Source organism: Cryobacterium sp. M91, from assembly GCF_002929615.1.
In the GTDB taxonomy this organism is placed as follows: domain Bacteria; phylum Actinomycetota; class Actinomycetes; order Actinomycetales; family Microbacteriaceae; genus Cryobacterium; species Cryobacterium levicorallinum.
In genome coordinates this window covers 26,286-45,066 of record NZ_PJJT01000087.1, presented here as the reverse complement: position 1 = coordinate 45,066, position 18,781 = coordinate 26,286, and the positions used below count along the sequence as shown (strand labels likewise).

The 18,781-nt window shown below is 62.1% G+C and carries 18 protein-coding genes; 14 read left to right on the top strand and 4 right to left on the bottom strand.

The genetic code is table 11. From position 1 onward, the window contains the following. Positions 1 to 258 precede the first annotated feature (258 nt). Positions 259 to 963, bottom strand: coding sequence for a TetR/AcrR family transcriptional regulator (locus CXY80_RS12490; protein ID WP_104132706.1), 705 nt, complete (start codon positions 961 to 963; stop codon positions 259 to 261). Positions 964 to 1,218: 255 nt separating this feature from the next. On the opposite strand from CXY80_RS12490, the gene CXY80_RS12485 reads away from it, so the two are divergent. From CXY80_RS12485 to CXY80_RS12455, 7 genes are read left to right on the top strand one after another with little or no spacing between them, the layout of a single operon-like run. After that, positions 1,219 to 2,862 (top strand): class I adenylate-forming enzyme family protein, encoded by a 1,644-nt coding sequence (locus CXY80_RS12485; protein WP_104132705.1) that lies wholly within the window; start codon positions 1,219 to 1,221, stop codon positions 2,860 to 2,862. Further along, a complete protein-coding gene (locus CXY80_RS12480; protein WP_092451406.1) occupies positions 2,859 to 3,641 on the top strand; it encodes an SDR family oxidoreductase in 783 nt (260 codons plus the stop codon). Before CXY80_RS12485 ends, CXY80_RS12480 begins: the two co-directional genes overlap by 4 nt. A gap of 43 nt (positions 3,642 to 3,684) precedes the next feature. Further along, positions 3,685 to 4,968 (top strand): acyl-CoA dehydrogenase family protein, encoded by a 1,284-nt coding sequence (locus tag CXY80_RS12475; RefSeq protein WP_092451404.1) that lies wholly within the window; start codon positions 3,685 to 3,687, stop codon positions 4,966 to 4,968. A 56-nt stretch (positions 4,969 to 5,024) separates the two neighbouring features. Then, on the top strand, positions 5,025 to 6,068 hold the full coding sequence (locus CXY80_RS12470; RefSeq protein ID WP_233195352.1) for a phosphotransferase family protein: 1,044 nt from the start codon (positions 5,025 to 5,027) through the stop codon (positions 6,066 to 6,068). A gap of 45 nt (positions 6,069 to 6,113) precedes the next feature. Next, positions 6,114 to 7,298 (top strand): thiolase family protein, encoded by a 1,185-nt coding sequence (locus CXY80_RS12465; protein ID WP_104132703.1) that lies wholly within the window; start codon positions 6,114 to 6,116, stop codon positions 7,296 to 7,298. Next, positions 7,295 to 8,215, top strand: coding sequence for a 3-hydroxyacyl-CoA dehydrogenase family protein (locus tag CXY80_RS12460; protein WP_104132702.1), 921 nt, complete (start codon positions 7,295 to 7,297; stop codon positions 8,213 to 8,215). Before CXY80_RS12465 ends, CXY80_RS12460 begins: the two co-directional genes overlap by 4 nt. A 33-nt stretch (positions 8,216 to 8,248) precedes the next feature. Beyond that, positions 8,249 to 9,559 (top strand): MFS transporter, encoded by a 1,311-nt coding sequence (locus CXY80_RS12455; protein ID WP_092451396.1) that lies wholly within the window; start codon positions 8,249 to 8,251, stop codon positions 9,557 to 9,559. A 783-nt stretch (positions 9,560 to 10,342) separates the two neighbouring features. Here CXY80_RS12455 and CXY80_RS12450 read toward each other — a convergent pair. Together CXY80_RS12450 and CXY80_RS12445 are read right to left on the bottom strand one after the other, a co-directional pair. Further along, the gene (locus tag CXY80_RS12450) at positions 10,343 to 10,951 is read right to left on the bottom strand and encodes a hypothetical protein (RefSeq protein WP_104132701.1); all 609 of its coding nucleotides are present in this window, start codon (positions 10,949 to 10,951) and stop codon (positions 10,343 to 10,345) included. Next, entirely contained in the window at positions 10,938 to 11,507 is a 570-nt protein-coding gene (locus CXY80_RS12445) for an RNA polymerase sigma factor (RefSeq protein ID WP_104132794.1), read from the bottom strand. Before CXY80_RS12445 ends, CXY80_RS12450 begins: the two co-directional genes overlap by 14 nt. A gap of 648 nt (positions 11,508 to 12,155) precedes the next feature. Between CXY80_RS12445 and CXY80_RS12440 the strand changes: the two genes are divergently transcribed. Beyond that, complete coding sequence (locus CXY80_RS12440) at positions 12,156 to 13,130, top strand: alpha/beta hydrolase (RefSeq protein ID WP_104132700.1); 975 nt, start codon at positions 12,156 to 12,158, stop codon at positions 13,128 to 13,130. A 70-nt stretch (positions 13,131 to 13,200) separates the two neighbouring features. After that, positions 13,201 to 14,217, top strand: a complete 1,017-nt coding sequence (locus tag CXY80_RS12435) for a hypothetical protein (RefSeq protein WP_369828689.1) — start codon at positions 13,201 to 13,203, stop codon at positions 14,215 to 14,217. A gap of 105 nt (positions 14,218 to 14,322) precedes the next feature. Here CXY80_RS12435 and CXY80_RS20780 read toward each other — a convergent pair whose 3' ends face one another. Continuing rightward, complete coding sequence (locus tag CXY80_RS20780; protein ID WP_369828688.1) at positions 14,323 to 14,502, bottom strand: hypothetical protein; 180 nt, start codon at positions 14,500 to 14,502, stop codon at positions 14,323 to 14,325. A gap of 363 nt (positions 14,503 to 14,865) precedes the next feature. Here CXY80_RS20780 and CXY80_RS12425 point away from each other — a divergent pair, with 363 nt between their 5' ends. From CXY80_RS12425 to CXY80_RS12405, 5 genes are all read left to right on the top strand, one after another. Then, complete coding sequence (locus tag CXY80_RS12425) at positions 14,866 to 15,276, top strand: metalloregulator ArsR/SmtB family transcription factor (RefSeq protein WP_104132699.1); 411 nt, start codon at positions 14,866 to 14,868, stop codon at positions 15,274 to 15,276. Continuing rightward, positions 15,269 to 16,507: an MFS transporter gene (locus tag CXY80_RS12420; protein WP_104132698.1), complete on the top strand. Its 1,239-nt coding sequence runs from the start codon at positions 15,269 to 15,271 to the stop codon at positions 16,505 to 16,507. The genes CXY80_RS12425 and CXY80_RS12420 overlap by 8 nt, the downstream gene beginning before the upstream one ends. 342 nt (positions 16,508 to 16,849) lie before the next feature. Beyond that, positions 16,850 to 17,104 (top strand): hypothetical protein, encoded by a 255-nt coding sequence (locus CXY80_RS19155; protein WP_146070728.1) that lies wholly within the window; start codon positions 16,850 to 16,852, stop codon positions 17,102 to 17,104. A gap of 93 nt (positions 17,105 to 17,197) precedes the next feature. Next, on the top strand, positions 17,198 to 17,791 hold the full coding sequence (locus CXY80_RS12410) for a DUF305 domain-containing protein (protein ID WP_104132697.1): 594 nt from the start codon (positions 17,198 to 17,200) through the stop codon (positions 17,789 to 17,791). Positions 17,792 to 17,986: 195 nt separating this feature from the next. Continuing rightward, entirely contained in the window at positions 17,987 to 18,781 is a 795-nt protein-coding gene (locus tag CXY80_RS12405) for a M23 family metallopeptidase (protein ID WP_104132696.1), read from the top strand.

Genomic DNA, 18,781 nt, shown 5'->3' with positions numbered 1-18,781 from the left:
TGAAATATGCGGCGGTTGCGGTCATTTTCACTGAATGCAGGTGGCTAGCCGGGTTCGTAGGGCACCAAAGAAACCCTGACAGTAGGGACCTTTGGGAATGACGTATCGCTCAGAGTCGCATTCGTCGCCTTGGCGCCTGCACGGTGTCGAGAAACCACACAGCGGGACGTGACCCGAATCCTCGAACCTAAGGGCAGTCTGGTCGCTCCGTGCAGCGGCCAGACGAGATAGCCAAAATTCACTGGTCGCTGCTCACGGTCAGCCGCGGTCCGGCCTGCCTCGCGCATCTGTTCGTAAAGGCGTGGGCGCCGTGAGGACACTCCGTCTTTGAGAGCCTGAGCCAACCCCTAAAGTCATTCGGGCGATGTTGGCATATCTGATGGCCAGCTCTTCGGGCGAAAGCTCACCGTCATGGCGGTACCACTGCGCAATACCGGTACACATAGTCACGATGGCTCGGCTGGTGTCTTTGGGGTGCTCAGCGTCAAAGATCCCCTCCCGCATACCCTGATTGATGATGTTGTCCACCATCTGCTGCTGCTTATCGCGGGATTTGATGTGCGCCGTTCGCGACTCGCCTTCCAGACTTCGGATCTCACTAGCAGCAATGAAGGCGAGCTCACTGCGGTGAGCGTGAAAGAGCGCCAGACATTCGATCAGCAGGCGAAACTGTTCCTCCACTGAGGAACCTGCCTCCGCTATAGCGTCTTCGCTCCTGACCAATAAATCCTCCATCGCAAACTGTACGATCGCCACCAGCAGTGCCTGCTTGGAGGCGTAGTGGTGATATAGGCCCGGTACGGAGAGCTTGGCCCGAGCGGCCACAGTGCGAATTGTTGTGCCGTGATAGCCGTGCTCCACAAAACTATCCAAAGCGGCTTGGAGCAGGGGTGGCAGAATATTTTCGGAATATTTGCGCCACACGCACGCATTCCCGACTCTTTTCGCAGTCTCAACTTTCACGAATACTCCTTCAACTGTAAACGCCTGCTTGCTATTGTCTGCCTTGACAGATGATGGCGTCTACTCCAGACTAACTCCTACCGAGCGATCGCTCGGTAGGAGTAAGTAAGTCAATTTCGGCGAAGATGCCGGAGGGGGGCGGCTGTCGTGACTCGTTCAACTATGACCAACCGTTGTGAGATCGGCTCTTCGGTAGAGAGTCGTTCTGGGATCAACGCCGTAGAGGATTCTCAGACCGCACCAGACGTTCTTAGCATGGATGTACGTGCAGAGATGCGGTACGAGTCCACCGTAGAGGCGTGGAAGGCCCGCGTCGCCGCCAATCCGGATCGCGTCGCACTTCGCTATTTCGATGGCAGGATGACTGCCGCCGAAGTCGACCGTGCCTCCGACGCTCTCGCTATAGCGCTCGAGGCCCGCGGCACAATTCGCGGTGCCCGGGTAGGTATCTACCTCCAGAACACGCCCCATTATGCGCTCGCCCTGCTGGCCCTCTGGAAATTGGGGGCGACGGCACTGTTGCTGAACCCCATGTACAAACGTAGAGAGCTGCGCCGTCTCGTTGACGACTCGGGTGCCATCGGTGTTATTTGTGCCGATACGGCTGTGTCGGAAACTCGTCAAACGCTTGCCGGAGGCACCGCTTGCTGGCTCATCAGTACCTCTGCACGTGACTTTCAGACGCGGAACGATCCGCGCAGCTGTGACATGACAACACGCCCGGCAGCTTCGGCTGACGGGGACGTTGCGGCTCTGATTCGCGAATTCGACGGCTTGCGACCCGCTGACATTGAGCTGACCCGCGACGACGTGGCGCTCTTGACCTATACCTCTGGAACGACCGGGCCGCCTAAGGGCGCCATGAACACCCACGAAAACGTCCTGGCCGTCGCCACGACGTTTGGCCGCTTTGCACGGCTGGCCCCCGGTGACGTCGTCATGGCCGTGGCCCCACTATTTCATATTACTGGCGCCGTAATTAACGCTGCGATCTCACTGTTCACCGACACAACCTTGGTTTTTACGGGCCGCTTCGACCCCGATGTCGTGTTGGAGGCCTTCGCCGAGCATAGGGTCAGCTTTACCATCGGCTCGATTACTGTGTTCAACGCGATTTTGGCGCTTCCGCATGCCAGCGCCAGCCATTTTACCGCCGTCAAGACTCTGTATTCCGGCGGGGCGCCAATCCCGCCGGCCACCGTGGAACGCTTCAAAAAACGCTTCGGCGTCTACATCCACAATGCCTATGGATTAACCGAAAGCACGTCCGGTGTAATTGCCGTCCCGCCCTGTGCCGAGGCGCCGGTCGACGCCTCCAGCGGCACTCTTTCCATCGGCATTCCACTACCACACGTTGTAGCCAGAGTCATCGACCAGAACGGTCAACCCGTTCCGCCGGGCACCCAGGGCGAACTGGAATTATCTGGACCCCAAATTATCCCGGGTTACTGGAATAATCCGGACGCTACCACCCACGCAATGCCCGGAGGCAGGTTTCGCACCGGCGACGTGGCCATCATCGACACCCAAGGCTGGGTTTATCTGGTCGACCGGCTTAAAGACCAGATCAACGTCTCCGGGTATAAGGTCTGGCCCCGCGAGGTCGAGGACACGCTATACGAACATCCCGCAGTCCATGAGGCCGCTGTGATCGGCCAGGCGGATGAGTACCGCGGCGAAACCGTCGTCGCTTTCGTGTCCCTGAAATCAGGTGCATCGGCCACTCCAGCAGAACTCATCGCATTCACCAAAGAGCGCCTCGCAGCTTACAAGTACCCCCGCATCGTGCACATCATCGACGACCTACCCAAGACACAGACCGGAAAAATTCGCCGCCAGGAGCTCCGTGATGAAAACACGGCAGCCCAGGGCGTACCGTCCCAGAAAGACAGATTATGAGCGAGCACCCCGTCCAAGCGCACCGCCTTGAGGGCAAGACGGCCATCGTCACGGGCGCCAGTCGCGGTATCGGGCTGGCCATCGCCTTGCGGCTGGTGGCGGAGGGCGCTCAGGTCTGTATCACCGCCCGTAACACCGAGGCGTTACACGATGCGGCCGCCCAATTCCCGAAAGGATCCGTAATTCCGCTCGCCGGCAAAGCCCACGATCCGGACCACCGCCTCGAGGTTCTCAATGCCGTCGCCGAAACCTTCGGCCAGCTGGACGTCCTCGTCAACAATGCGGGCATCAACCCCGTCTACGGATCGGTGATGGATCTAGATCTGTCCGCCGCGCGCAAAATTACCGAGGTGAACGTCTTCGGTACCCTGGCCTGGATTCAGGATGCTTACCACCACGTTGCCCTGGATTTCGCCGGCCGCGGCGGCACCGTGATTAACGTGTCTTCGGTCACCGGACAGACACCGGCACCCGGCATCGGTTTCTATGGCGTGACCAAGGCGGCCATCGCGCATCTGACCCGCACTCTCGCCGTCGAAATGGGGCCGAAGATACGAGTGAACGCGGTCGCACCGGCGGTTGTCAAGACGCAATTCGCCCAGGCCCTGTACGAAGGTAAGGAAGCAGAAGTCGCCGCGAGATATCCTCTGGGCCGCCTCGGCAATCCAGAGGATGTCGCCGCCACCGTTGCTTTTCTCGCGTCCTCAGATTCGGCCTGGATCACCGGTCAGGTCATCAACCTTGACGGCGGCCTGCTTGCGGCCGGCGGCACCGCTTAACATCCCCACTCATCGGCCCCCACCCGCGAAAGGAAATAGAACAATGAGCACCGAGTCACTGCCCGTCGACATCGAAGATTTGCGAATCCGCACCCGCGAATTCATCCGCAGCACGGTCATTCCCGCCGAGCCGAGGCCGGGCGAGCGCCTGGGCCAGGCCACCCGGGACCGGCTACAAGCGGCGGCGAAGGCCGCCAATGTCTTTGCCCCGCACGTCCCTAAGGAATTCGGCGGCCAGGGCGTCCCCATTCAGCAGTGGTCCGCAATCTTTCAAGAGGCCGGATATTCCCCGATCGGCGCGTCCGCGCTCAACTGCATGGCGCCGGACGAAGGCAATATGCACATGCTAAATCTGATCGCTACGGAGGCGCAGAAACAGCGATACCTTGTACCCCTGGCCGCCGGCACGTCGCGGTCCTGCTTCGGAATGACCGAGCCGCACCCTGGTGCCGGTTCAGATCCGGCCGCCCTGCTCACCGTGGCGACAAAGGTCGACGGTGGATGGTCCATTAAAGGTCACAAACGGTTCACAAGCGGCGCCGACGGCGCAGCCTTCTGCATCGTGATGGCCCGCACCGAGGCCGTCGGAGACGCCCCGACCGGTGCCACCATGTTCCTGGTCGATCTCGACAACCAAGGCATCCGGCTCGGCGAAAGCATCCACACCATGGACCGTGCCATAGCTGGCGGTCATCCCCACATTTATCTCGATGACTGCTTTGTGGCGGATGACGCGGTACTGGGGGCCGTCGGACTCGGCTTCAGATATGCCCAAGTGCGCCTCGGCCCCGCCCGGCTCACGCACTGCATGCGCTGGCTTGGCCTGGCGCGGCGCTCGCTGGACATCGCCCTCGACCGGATCGAGCGCCGTGAGCTGTTCGGCTCTCCGATGAAGAACCTGGGCCTTGCCCAGGAATTGATTGCCCAATCGGTGATCGATATTGAAACCTCTGACGCCATCATCACTAAGACCGCCGCGCTGCTCGACACGGATCCACGGGCCGGATCCGCAATGTCCTCCATTGCCAAGGTGCACTGCTCGGAAGCGATCTTCCGGGTGGTCGACCGCGCCATCCAGCTCTGCGGTGGCGACGGCGTTTCCGACGCGCTTCCCTTGGCCGCGTACCTGAACGAGGTTCGTCCGTTCCGAATTTACGACGGCGCTAACGAGACCCATAAATGGGCCATCTCCCGGCGCGCCTCGTCGATGCGGAAGCGGGCCGTCGATGCGGGCGAGCCGTACCTGGCCGATGTGCACGGCTCCACTACGGACCGTGGTATTCTGCGCGCCGCTGATCTCAACACCGAGCTGGCGGAAATTCACTGATGCACACCGCTCCCGACGGCGTCGAAGTCGTCGCCAGCCGCACCGATGCGGCACAGTTGGGCTCACCGGCGCTTCTCATTCTGGACGCAGTCGAAGAGTTCATGGATGCTAGGGGCCTCGGTGCCGGCCGGCTGTCCTGGGGTCGGATTGGAGATGGGCAATCCAATATCACCTATCGTCTCCAGCGTGGCAGCGAGGTGTTTGTGTTGCGCCGGGGGCCACGTCCCCCCCTGCCGCGTTCCACCCATGACATGGTCCGTGAGGCCCGAATCCAGCAGCTGGTCAGAAAGCAGGGAGTACCGGTTCCGGAAATCCTCGCTGTCTGCGACGATGAGTCGCTTCTCGGTGTTCCCTTTTACATCATGTCGTTCCTGGGCGGCACCGTCATCACCGATCGCATTCCGAACTACCTCGGTTCCATGACGCAGCGTGAGGCAACCAGCACCGCCGTTGTCGACACCCTGGTGCAGCTGCATCAGGTGGATGTTTATTCCGGTGAGCTGGCTACGTTCGGGCGTCCGGAAGGCTACCTGAAGCGACAGGTCGAGCGCTTTTCTGCCCTGTGGGAGGTGAACACCACCCGGAATCTGCCCGAGGTCGTCAGCATCGGTGGTTGGCTGGAACGCAATATTCCCACCAGCCAGGCCGCCACAGTGATCCACGGAGACTTCCGAGCCGGCAACCTGATGTTTGAACCGTCGTCCCCGGCACGCGTGATGGCCATCCTGGACTGGGAAATGGCCACGGTGGGTGACCCGTTGGCAGATCTTGGCTATCTCACGGCAACCTATTCGGAACCCGGAAGTTTTCCTACGCCGCTCGAGTTGACCAGCGTGACCCGCGAACCCGGATATCTCTCCCGTGATCAGCTCATTTCGCGGTACCGCGAGCGAATGCATCTGGATTTGGATGCGCTGCCCTGGTACCAGACGCTGGCCCTGTGGAAGGCATCCATCTTCTGCGAAGCCATTTACACCCGCTGGCTCAAGGGTGAACGACCGGGCGACACCGGCTTCGGCCCCTCGCTGGAAGAAGGCATCCCGAGGCTACTGGACGGAGCCCGGCAGTTTGCCGGCGTCGGCTCGACCGTCGCATCCTGAACCCATTCACGCCAAGCACATTCACGTCATAGAAGCGAGATTGCAGTGTCAGAGCAGAAGATAGTTATCGTTGACGGAGCCAGAACGCCCGTCGGGAAATACAACGGGGCCCTGGCGGCCGTGCCAGCACACCAGCTGGGCGCTATTGCTGCGGCCGCGGCAATGGCGCGCAGCGGCGTTACCGCGGCCGACATCGACGAGGTCATCATGGGCTGCGTCGGCCAAGCCGGTGCGGATGCCTACAACGCCCGCCGCGTCGCTCTGGCAGCCGGCGTGCCCGAGCGCACCCCCGCCTTCACCGTGAATAGGCTCTGCGGCAGCGGTCTGCAGGCCATCTGGTCGGCTGCGCAGCAGCTGCGCTGGGGCGGAGCCGACGTCATCCTGGCCGGCGGCGATGAATCGATGTCCCGGATGCCCTTCCTGGATTACAACGCCCGCGGCAATGCCCGACTGGGGGACCGCACCCAAGTCGACGGCACACTGGCCATGCTCACCGACCCGTTCAGCGAAAAACACATGGGTGTCACCGCCGAAAACGTAGCCCAAAAATACGGGGTGTCTCGGCGGGAACAGGATGAGTTTGCCTGGGAGAGCCAACGCAGAGCGGGCACCGCGGAAGCCCAGGCGGTATTTCTCGAGGAAATCACGCCGGTTCTGGTTCCCGGGAAAAAGCCGGTGACTGTGACCGTCGATGAGGCACCGCGCCCGGACACTACCCTTGAAACGCTGCAGGGGCTCCGCCCGGCGTTTCAGACGGGGGGCAGCGTGACCGCCGGCAACTCATCGGGAATCAACGATGGCGCCGCGGCCGTTATTCTGATGAAGAACAGCACGGCCCGCGAACGAGGACTCGGTGGCCTGGCCACTCTGGAATATGTCGCGACGGCGGGGATCGATCCGGCGCTGATGGGCTATGCCCCGGCCCTGGCGCTGCGAAAACTCTTTGACGAGACCGGACTCAGTCCGGCAGATATTGAGATCGTCGAGCTTAACGAAGCGTTCGCGGCCCAGTCCGTCGCCGTCATCCGTGACCTGAAACTTGATCCAGAAAAGACCAACCCCTACGGCGGGGCTATCGCTCTGGGCCACCCCATCGGAGCGACCGGCGCCATCCTGACCCTCCGTGCCGCCCGGCATTTGCAGCGCAGCGACACGGAATATGGCATCGTCACGCTGTGCATCGGCGGCGGTCAGGCACTCGCCGCTCTGATCAGGAGGTACGAGGCATGACGCCTCAAACGGCAATATCGAGGATCAAAACGGTCGGTGTTGTCGGCTCGGGTGCCATGGGCCGCGGAATCGCCGAAAGCTGCCTCCGCGCGGGCAGGACGGTGCTGCTGCATGATACTTCAACAGATGCGCTGCGGGCTGCCCGAACGCACATTGAGGCGGCGCTGCAACGCTCGGTCGACAAGCATCAAAGCAGCGGTCAGGACACCGAATCCTGGTTGTCCGCACTGCACACGGTGGAGGACCTGTCACAATTCTCGATGTGTGACCTGGCCATCGAGTCCGTGCCGGAAATCCTCGAGATCAAGCTTTCCGTGCTGGGACGGCTGGAGAAATGCGTTCCTGTCGAGACCATCATTGCCACCAACACTTCCTCGATTCCCATTACCAAACTCGCCGGAGCCCTGACCCGGAGGGGTAGGTTCCTTGGGCTGCATTTCTTCAATCCCGTTCCCAGGATGAACCTCGTGGAGGTCATCCCGACCGTCCTGACCGACCCGCACACCGTGACGGCCGTCGAACATTTTGTGCGCGCGAGCCTGCACAAAACACCGATGACCATTGATGACAGACCGGGTTTCGCGGTCAACGGGCTCTTGATCCCCTATCTGCTCTCGGCGGCTCGCATGCTGGACGCCGGCTATGCCTCCGCGAAAGACATTGACGACGGTATGAAACTCGGTTGCGGGCATCCCATCGGGCCGCTGGAGCTGTCGGATTTCATTGGGCTTGACGTGGTCTGCGACGTGGCCGACTCCATTTATGCCGAGTCCAAAGACCCGGCCACCATCGTTCCGAACAACCTACGTCGGCTGGTCGAGGCCGGACAGCTCGGACGAAAGACCGGGGCCGGATTCTACCCGCACGACAAAGTGTCCGACCTGCGACCCATCGACATCCCGCTTGGGGCGCACTGACGTGAATACCTTAAGGCAAAGGAGCCTTTTCTGATGACCCAGATCGACGAGACCAACAACGATACGGCCAGACCAACCAGCGGCGTGACCGAACGGTCGAAGCGGCGGGATCTAATCGCCAGCACTCTCGGCAACGTTCTCGAATGGTATGAGTGGAGCGCCTACGCGGTCTTTGCGCCGTTCATCGCCGCTGCCATGTTCAATCCCGACGATCCCATCTCCGGACTCCTCTCGACCCTGGGAGTATTCGCCGTCGGCTTCCTGATGCGACCACTCGGCGGCATCGTCTTCGGCATGGTCGCCGACCGGCGCGGGCGCAAATTCGTCCTGGTCACCACAATGCTCATGATGGCTGGCGGAAGTCTGGCCATGGCTCTGATGCCGACGTATCAGAATGCCGGCGCCTGGGCGTCACTCCTTCTGCTCATGGTCAGGGTCATCCAGGGGTTTGCTCACGGCGGAGAAACCGCGACCGCCTATACCTACGTGGCGGAAATTGCGCCTCGGCGGCATCGCGGACTCTGGGGCAGTGCCGTGTTCATCGCCATCTTCGGCGGATCTGTACTCGCCTACGGTGTCGCCGGCGGTGTGACCAGTATTATGCCCGACGACAGTGTGGCCGAGTGGGGATGGCGCATCCCGTTCATCCTCGGTGCTTTCCTCGCCCTGGCGGCTCTATATATGCGTCGCAACATGGGCGAAAGTGAAGTATTCGACGAGCACACGGCCGGCACCGAAAAGCCGGCACCGCTCCCAAAGGCCCAGGTTACGCGCGCAATCGTGCTGATGATCGCCATGACCTCCGGGGTGACAGCCGCTCACTACACCTGGACCTCGTACGCCTCCACCTACGCGATCACCCAGAAAGGCATGGACTCGGGCACCGCCTTCTGGATGACCCTGCTGGCCCAGTTGATCGCTCTGGCAACCCTGCCGCTCTGGGGATGGATTTCCGACCGAGTCGGGCGGCGCCCGATGATGCTGATCTTCGCCGTTCTTATGATCGCGCTGTCCGTCCCACTGACCGCCATGATTGGTTCTGCAGGGTGGACGCTCCTGCTCGCCTCGGCGATCGCCCTGGTGATCGTCGCTATCCCCGGCGCTTTGCTCTCGGCGATCCTCTCTGAGAATTTTCCGACCAGAATCCGCACCAGGGCCATCGGATTCGCCTATTCCATTTCGGTGGCCGTGTTCGGCGGCACCGCCCCCTATCTAAACGCTCTCTTCAACTCCCTGGATATTGGCTGGCTGTCCAGCGTCTATATCGTCATTCTCTGCGCGTGTACCGGTGTGGCCTGTTTCATGATGAAGGAAACCAAGGGCATCGATTTAAAGGACGCCTAAAATGGGCGGTCGGCGGTGCGGCGCAGTGTCCCACCGTCGACACTTTCTCTAACGGCCACAGTAATTTCCCGCCCCGAGAAGATCGATTTTCGGCTCATTTATTTAGCCGTGCACGACGCCGGTTACTTTATTTCGCAGTCACGTCTTTCGCGCCACTTCGCATCAGCTTTTCACATTTATCCTGGCTGAATGCGCACTATTAACCCACCTAAATCAACCGTCGCCGACCCAACCTGAACGCGTACACTCAGATCAAGCGAACCGCCCGGTTCCCTGAAAAATCAAAGGAATCCGCGAGTTTCGAAGACATTCGGTCGAGTTCAGAATCCCCTTCGATTCTGCAGGGGGTCGCAGGTTCGAATCCCCTTCGATTCTGCAGGGGGTCGCAGGTTCGAATCCTGTCAGCCCGACCAAAAGTCCGTTCGCAAAACGGCCCGGTCGGAACAAAAAGAAATCGCTCCTGAGGATTCTCAGGAGCGATTTCTGGTATGAGGGGATGCTGCGCGAGCGTCCGCCAGTTATTTGAGGCGGTGGGCTGTCGGCCGGTTATTCTGGGTCAGACCCGCCTCACTTGCCGGCGAGAGTATGAAAAATGTAGCCTCTATTTTCGTCCTTTGTCATCGCCGCAACTCCAATGACCAGCCGCTGTGCCCAGCTACACTCCGCCGGAGTCGTGGTGCTCCTGGGGAACGTCACAGCGGTCGCACTGACCGCCGTGACGTTCCGATATGAGATGGGACGATTCCACGCACTTTTCCCGCCAGCCGCACTCGCGGACCTGGATCAGCCAGGGAACGCTGCGTCGTAGACCGCGCGAAGCTCGGCACTGTCGGCCCCGGTCACGCCGCATCCCGTGATCGTTCCATCGACTGCGCCGACGAGGTAGCTCTGGCCGACCGCGAAGGGCACGCCCGAGAAATCGGAGGTCGTCGCGTCGACCTGCGCCACCTCTACGCGGTCGGCGACCTCGCCGACAAAGCGCTCTGTGACCTCCAGCAAAACGGTGTTGCCCTGGATCTGCAGCACCGTCGCGGCGAACGCCTGCTCCTGCGCCGCGACGGTCGTCGGCTCGAGTACGAGGCAGCTACCGCTCGCGAGGCCTCCACCCATGGGAGGCTGCAGCGCCTCGACGGTGGGTTCCGGACCACCGAGAACGAGGGGTACGACAATAGCGGCGGCGATGGCGAGGCCCGCGGCAACGCCGGCCACCGGCATCCACCGCCGGAACGCGCGTCGCGGTGTCTCGGGGGTGACAGTCGGGGTGGTGACGGATTGGTCGGTCATGATCTGCTCCATTCTGTGGTCGAGCCACGTCGGCGAGGCAGGGGGCAGCGCGCGGGTCGGATCGGCGGCGCGCAGCTGATCGCGCAGCGCACGGTCATCGTCGTGCATCGTCGCTCCCTTCGTCGTAAGGTACATGTCCGGTCGGGTGGCCCGATTTCAGTAGCTCCTGCTTGAGGCGCGCCTTCGCGCGATGCAGCCGGATCGCCGCTGCGTTCGCGCTGACGCCGAGCACAACGGCAATCTGCGGGCTCGTCAACTCGTCCCACGCCCACAGCCGCAGGATCTCGGCATCGTCTCGACGCAGGCCGGCGAGGGCTGCGGTCACGCGGGCCGCCACGGCAGTGCCTTCATCGACGGTGGATGCTGCCGGGTTCTCGTGTGCAACGGCCGCCGGCGGGTCGATCGCGATGATGCGGCCGATGAGACGGGTGCGGCGACGCTCGGCGCGTTGGGCGTTGCTGAGGCACTGTCGAGCGACGACGATCGCCCAGGGGAGGGCATCGTCGGGCACCTCGTCGAGGCGGCGCCAGCACACGAGCAGCGTGTCGCCGATCACATCGTCGGCCGTCGCGGCGTCGGTGCGTCGGTGCAGGTAGCGGTGCACAGGGTCGCCGACGAGCGCAACGAGGTTGCGCATCCGCTTTTCGCGCTGGGTGTCGGTCACAACTCTCATACTGAGGCATGTCCGGCAGAGGCGCGAGGATTTCATGCGAGGCACGCTCGCACCGTTTCACCCCGTCGGTTCCCGGCCTGGGCCAAATCTTTGCCCCTCTACGTGGGCCTTGCGGCCGGGAAAGGCCTGGATGCTCGATGCGGTGTCGACGGCCGCATCATCGAGAATTTGCTGCCAGCACTCAATGACAATCCGTGCACAGCGAGGTGATTACCGGCGGTTCATGAGGGCGTGCAGGGCTGCGCGACGCTCTGCGGTCATCCGAATCCCCGCGAAGCGGTGAGTGCTAATTTCTGCGAACTGGAGGAAAATCGCGCGCCGTGCGGAGGAAAATCGTTCCCCGATTCCCCCGCGATCCGCGCCCTGCTGGGTTTTGCGAACGGCCCACCAAAAGTCCTTGAAGATCGCAAGATCTGCCGAGACTTTTCGTTTCCATTTGACTGCTCATCTTCTTGACTCGATTTCCCGACGGGGAGAAACAACCGGGAGAGCGGTCCGTTCTACGCGATCGAGTCTGGTCCGCCACATGGCGGGTACACCGAACGCAAATGCGTATCGACGGCGGTCCCGTTGCCTTGGCGACAGGCGGCATACTCGGGTCAGGCCACAAAGCCGTGACCGAGACCAATGGAGGTCCACATGACAATTGCAACCCACCCCGCTCCACCGTTCGATGTCGAACTCGGCGCTGTTCTTGCCGTCATTGGAGAAATGCTGCCACCGACGATCACCCCGGAACTCATCGTTCCCTTTCGCCAAGGCGGCCTGCTCGGGACGCCGATCAACGAGATCATCGGAGACCGTCCGATCCGCCATGAGGAGCGAACCATTCCCGGCCCGGTTGGTGCACCAGACCTGACCGTATCGATCTTCTCCCGCACCGATCATGTCGCCGGCGGCCCCGGAATCTATCACCTGCACGGCGGAGGAATGATTATCGGCGACCGGTTCACGGGCGCTGACGAGTATCTCGCCTGGGTTATGGAGTTCGATGCTGTCGTCGTGTCGGTCGAGTACCGTCTGGCGCCGGAGAATCCCGACCCCTACCCCGTTGATGACTCGTACGCCGGACTCGCCTGGATGGCCAATCATGCTGACGAACTCGGTATCGACGTCGACCGAATCGTCATCGGTGGTGCCAGCGCTGGTGGCGGACTGGCGGCCGGAGTGGCCCTCAAAGCGCGCGACCTCGGCACTCCGACCCTCGCCGGTCAGCTGCTGATCTATCCCATGCTCGACGATCGCAATGAAACCGTTTCGAGCCACCAGATTGACGGATTCGGTGTTTGGGACCGCGGGAGCAACGACACGGGCTGGGACTCCCTGCTCGGTGATCGACGCAGGACCGAAAACGTATCTATCTATGCCGCGCCGGCCCGCGCCACCGACCTGACCAATCTTCCGCCAACCTTTATCGACGTCGCGACGGCCGAGGTGTTCCGTGACGAAGACGTCGCCTATGCGACGAAAATCTGGGAACAAGGAGGTATTGCGGAGTTGCACGTCTGGCCCGGCGGATTCCACGGCTTCGACGCGATGGCGCCTCAGGCAGCTCTGTCCCTCGAGGCGCGAGCGGCGCGCGTCGCCTGGTTACACCGCATCCTCGGCGCGTAAAGACATCGTTGTGCCCGCCCTTCCCGTCGGCGTCGACTGTTATTGTGGGCACAACGACTAACCCAAATGAGTGGCGAAGATGCAGGAACTCGTGGGTCGTCTCACGGCTCTCGACGCCGAGGCGACCGAAACCATCAAGGTCATCGCGTACTTCGACGCCCTCGTCGCCGGCCACGCCAGCACACAGGTCATCTTGCGGGGGGCCGCGATTTTAAGCGGATGCGCTGCCGGCTTCAGCTCCGACGACGCCGTCCTGCGCATCGACGCTTCGGGGGTTCGCGCTTTGGAACCCTGCACCCGTGATGGATGGCCGTCGCATTCCTTCGGCGGCGGCATGGCCTGGATCGAACGCGAGGGATCAGCTCACGCGAACGACGACATGATCCTCGAACGTTTGGCCATTGCACTCGGGATCGCATGGGAGCGAACATCTCCTGCCGCTGCGACGCGGCGCGCCCTGCAAGTGATCATTGACTCAGAGTCAACGCCACAAGCCCGCCTCGAGGCTACACACCGACTGCGCCTGGTGCCCCGCACGCTCTACCGGGTTTCCGCCACTCCGGAGGACACGATACTGAGTGGGCCCAGCGTCGTTCTCAGCACGGACTTCGGATCCATTCGCGCGGGCCTTCAGGCTACCGAGATCATGGAAGTCGTGGAGCCAACCGAACGCGCCGGGATCGGGATCTCGACACCGCCCGACGCGCTCGACCGATCCTGGGCATCCGCTTTGATCGCGCTTCGGCTCTCATCGGAGCGCGAGCCTGTCGTGAACGCCGAGGAACTCGGAGCCATGTTACTTCTCGCCGATGCAACGGACGGGCGTGCGCATGATTCCCCCGACCTGATCGCGCTGGAAGCTTTGGTGCAGTCACAGCCGCGCGCTGCCGCAATTCTGGAGTCAATTGCAGATACCGACAGCCTGCGCGCCGTCGCTGTGGAAGTCGGACTCCACCACTCGACCGTCCAGGCCAAGGCGGCTGGTTTCGCAGACGCCCTGGGGTTCGACCCGCGCTCTCCCCGCGGACGCGTGCGTCTGGCTCTCGCCCTCGCCCTGCGACGCTTGGCCACTAACCGGTTCGACTGAATCCAGGTGCGCTCCCCCAGCGCTGATCATGCCGCCGGGACGAGAATGCGGCGGAGGAGCTCCGCTACCCCTCCGCCGCATTGGCGTGCACTCAGACTGCAAAGTTCAGGATGCAGCCGGGCGAAGCCTCAGCATGCCCGTCTGGAGAACGACCGTGATCACCTTCTCCTCGGCGCCGGCGAGCATCCCCGCGACCAACGCGGTGACTTTCAATCCGGCGTTCGCGCCGAAGTAGCTGGGCAGGCTCAGCCGGGCATCGACGAGCTCCCCGAGAGCCGTTTTCACCGCCAGAGCCAGCGCCGGGACCAGCCCTGCGGCCGACAAACGGTTCGAAGTATGGAAAAGTTGCATCTACGAGGTGCCTCTCGGAGCGATCGAATTGAACCCTAAGTCAGTTTTATTTTTCCTGATCCGACAGGCATTCTCGCTTTAACGCGCCGCCACAACCTCAACTCGACCGGTGGATCGAGGCTAAGAGACCCTGTAGGGGAAGTGTTAAGGACCGGGTTGCGGGCCATCGTTTTCATGACGCTGACACGCGCCGCGACGGGCCCGCCAACCAACGCCATAGCTGGCCGCCAGCGTCTCGCCCGCGGGTTGGACCACCGATCTCACCCGGTCCAGCGCCTCAATCGCAACACAGGATGCATGTGCAATAATCTGCATATAAATGCAGATAAGAAGACGTGCACGCTTGATTCGGATGGGGAGTACGTCGAGCTGGCCGTGGAGGTCTTCGCCATGCTCGCCGACGCGACGCGAATTCGCATCATTCTGGCCCTCCGCGACACAGAGCTGTCGGTCAACCAGCTCGCCGAAACAGTCGACAAGTCTCAAGCTGCAGTCTCCCAGCACCTCGCAAAGCTGCGGCTCGGGCGCATCGTGGTGACCCGCCGCGAGGGCACGCGGGTGTTCTACCGTCTGGCCAATGAGCATGCCCGCCAGCTCGTTGCGGATGCGATTTTCCAGGCCGAGCATGCCGTCGAGGGCACACCGGCACACCACCGGCATCCGCTTGAACGGGCTACTGACGCAGTCGACGGGAGCGCTCATGCTTGAGGTTCTGCGAAACCGCACGTACCGCCGATTGTTCAGCGCGCAAATTGTGGCGCTGATCGGTACCGGACTGCTCACCGTGGCATTGGGCCTGCTCGCCTTCGACCTGGCCGGCGGCGACGCCGGCATCGTGCTCGGCATCGCGCTGACCATTAAGATGCTCGCCTATGTCGGTATTGCCCCGGTGATCTCCGCCCTGACGGCGCACGTGCCGCGCAAGATGCTGCTGGTGTCAGCTGATGTGCTGCGCGCGATCGTCGCGCTCTCGCTGCCGTTCGTCACCGAGGCCTGGCAGATCTACGTGCTCATCTTCGTGCTGCAAGCCGCCTCCGCAACCTTCACCCCGGCATTCCAAGCGCTGATTCCGGCTGTGCTTCCGGATGAAAGTGAATACACCCGGGCATTGTCGCTGTCGCGACTGGCTTACGACCTCGAATCGCTTCTAAGCCCCATCCTGGCCGCCGCCCTGTTGACCGTGATCAGTTACCATTCTCTCTTCGTGGGGACTGTCGTCGGATTCGTGGGTTCTGCCCTGCTCGTGCTCACAACCACCCTGCCTACGCACCGGGTCGCCACTCCAACACCATTTCTGGACCGCCTCACCCGCGGCGTACGCGTCTTCTGGCGCACACCGGAATTGCGCGCGTTGCTCGCCATGAACATGGTCGTCGCGACGTCGACCGGCATGGTCATTGTGAACACCGTCGTACTCGTGCAAAGCCACTTCGGCCGTGCTCAGTCTGACTTCGCCCTCGCTCTGGCCTGCTACGGATTCGGGTCCATGCTCGTCGCGCTCGCGCTTCCACGGGTACTCGAGCGCTTTGACGACCGAAACGTCATGCTGCTCGGCTGTGCGGTGCTGCCCGTCGGGCTTCTATCCCTCGCCGGCATTGTTGTCGCGCCGGCAACACCTTTAACTTGGTCTGGCCTCCTCGTGATCTGGTTCGTGCTCGGTGCCGCGACCTCGTCTATCCTGACGCCGTCGGCACGGCTGTTGCGCCGCTCGTCCGACGAAACGAATCGGCCGGCCGTCTTTGCCGCACAGTTCTCCCTCTCGCACGCCTGCTTCATCGTCACCTATCCTCTCGCCGGGATACTCGGTGCCGTGCTCGGTCTAGCACCGACTGCAGGGGTGCTCGCCGGCATAGGGATACTCGCCGGCATCATTGCGCTTCGGACGTGGTCCGCTCCGACGACACCTCTGGCACAGGTGGAATCAACGGTGGCTGCCTGAAGCGTTGCCCGTGCCGTCCGCAGAAAGCGCCGTCACCGCCCGCAGTCGTGCTCGCGTGCGACTGGCATTCAGGATTCACAGCGCGCCGTGGGGTATTCTGCGAGGGAAGACATTGGCAGTTCAATCTTGGCTGTAGGTAATGAAGTAGGTGAAATGACACGGGATCGCGCGGCACAACGGATCTTTGCACCCGCCCCTTTGTCGCCTTTCGTCGCCTTGCTCGCTCTCGCCGCGCTGCTTTTCGCCGTTTTCGCCATTCATTCCGAGGCCACCGGGCATGCCATGCATACGCCGCCCGCTGCTTCATCGACTGTGTCTGAGCAACAATCTTCGGTGATGGGAATGGGTACTGTCATGGCTGCTCCCGTCGTTGCTTCGATCTCGTCGGGGAGCCTGGGCGGGATGCTTGATTGCGCCCTTCTCGCGATGACCTGCGTTCTGCTCCTCACGCTCGTCGCCCTGGTGTTCCTGACTCGGCTTCCGGCCACCTATCGGCGCCTGCTCGACGCCGGCAGCATCCTCCCGAACTCCTGGCGCACCATCGTCCTGCCGGTTCAGCGCCCCAGCCTCACTCTTCTCTCCATCTGTCGCGTTTAGACCGTGATGTAGTTCCGAGCCAGCACGTGACTTCGGAGCTTTGCCGTGCTTGCGGCCACTCGGTTTCTACTGCCTACGACGAATGGATGAACAATGTTTAAACCACGAACTTTTCTGTATGTGGCTGTGGCCCTCGCGGCCACTCTCACCCTCAGCTCATGCGCTGGCGGCAGTCCCGCCACCGATTCAGCAGCCCCCTCCGCCAGCCAAACCACAGCGGCATTTAATTCCGCCGACGTGACCTTTGCGCAGATGATGATCCCCCATCACGAGCAGGCCGTTCAAATGAGCGATGACCTCCTTGCCAAGGACGGTATTGATGAAAGCGTGATCGACCTCGCGACGGAGATCAAGGCCGCTCAGGAACCGGAGATCACGCAGCTGAAAGACTGGTTGACGGCATGGGGCGAAGATGAAAACGGCATGTCGGGCATGGGCGGCATGGGCGGCGGCTCTGACGGGATGATGTCCGACGACGACATGATGGCGCTGCAGGATGCCTCTGGGGTAGAGGCCAGCACCCTGTTCCTGGAACAAATGACGGTGCATCATGAGGGCGCTGTCGCGATGACGCAGCTCGAAATTGATGATGGGGAGAATGCGGATGCGCAGGCGCTGGCCGCCAACATCGTCAAGACGCAGACGGCCGAAATCGACAAAATGGCTAAGCTCCTCGCCTCGCTTTAGAGCGGCACGTCCGGCGGGTCCTTCTCCGGAGGACCCGCCGGTGGAACCCACCGTTCGTTTTCTGAATGACCTGCAAGGACACAAGTATGCATTGCCGTCAAATTCTTTCTCTGCTGCGCGTCGCGGGGGCGGTACTACGTGGATAACACCGGTCACGTCGCCACAGCGCCCCGCCTTCCCGGCGCCATTCCACCAATGTCACGACGCGATTTGCGCGCCATGGAGAGCATGCTGCGCGCGGGTCGCTCTGACCCCTGGAAAACTGCGCCAGCGGCGAAAGTTGTACCCCGTTCGATCCCGCTGCGCCAGCGCGCTGCGGCCGGAAGCGCCATGGCGATGATCGCTCTCTTCGCAATAAGCACGTCCCTGCCCGCGCTGGCGGTCAACACAGAATCACCTCAAGCCGCTGCTGCGAGCGCCGCCCCGGCGGACGAGCTACAAAGCCTCAGTGCGGAAGGGACGGCATCCGTTCTCATCGAACGCGACGGATACACCATCACGGAAGCACCCGCACCGGCCTCGTACACCGAAGTCGCCAGCAATGGGGAATGGGCCAGCTTAAGTCCGGGCCAGCTCAGCGACCAAGGCTGGGCTCTACCAGTTCTGGGCCGAATATCGAGTCCCTTCGGTTCTCGCCCGAACAAACCCGTTGATGGTGTCGGCGACTTCCACAACGGAACCGACATAGCCGCACCCTGCGGCCAGCCCGTCTTCGCGGCCACCGGAGGCAAAGTTGTCACCTCGGGCTATCAGGGTTCCTATGGCAACTGGATTCTCATCGACCACGGCAATGGCGTCGAGACGGGATATGCCCACAACAGTCAGCTCCTCGTCGACGCCGGTCAACTGGTCGTGGCCGGTGAAATCATCGCCGTAGTGGGATCAACAGGTGCATCCAGCGGCTGCCACGTGCACTTCGAAACCCGCGTCGACGGTGAACGCATCGACGCGGAAATATTCATGAGCACCCGAGGGGTGTCACTTGGCTAG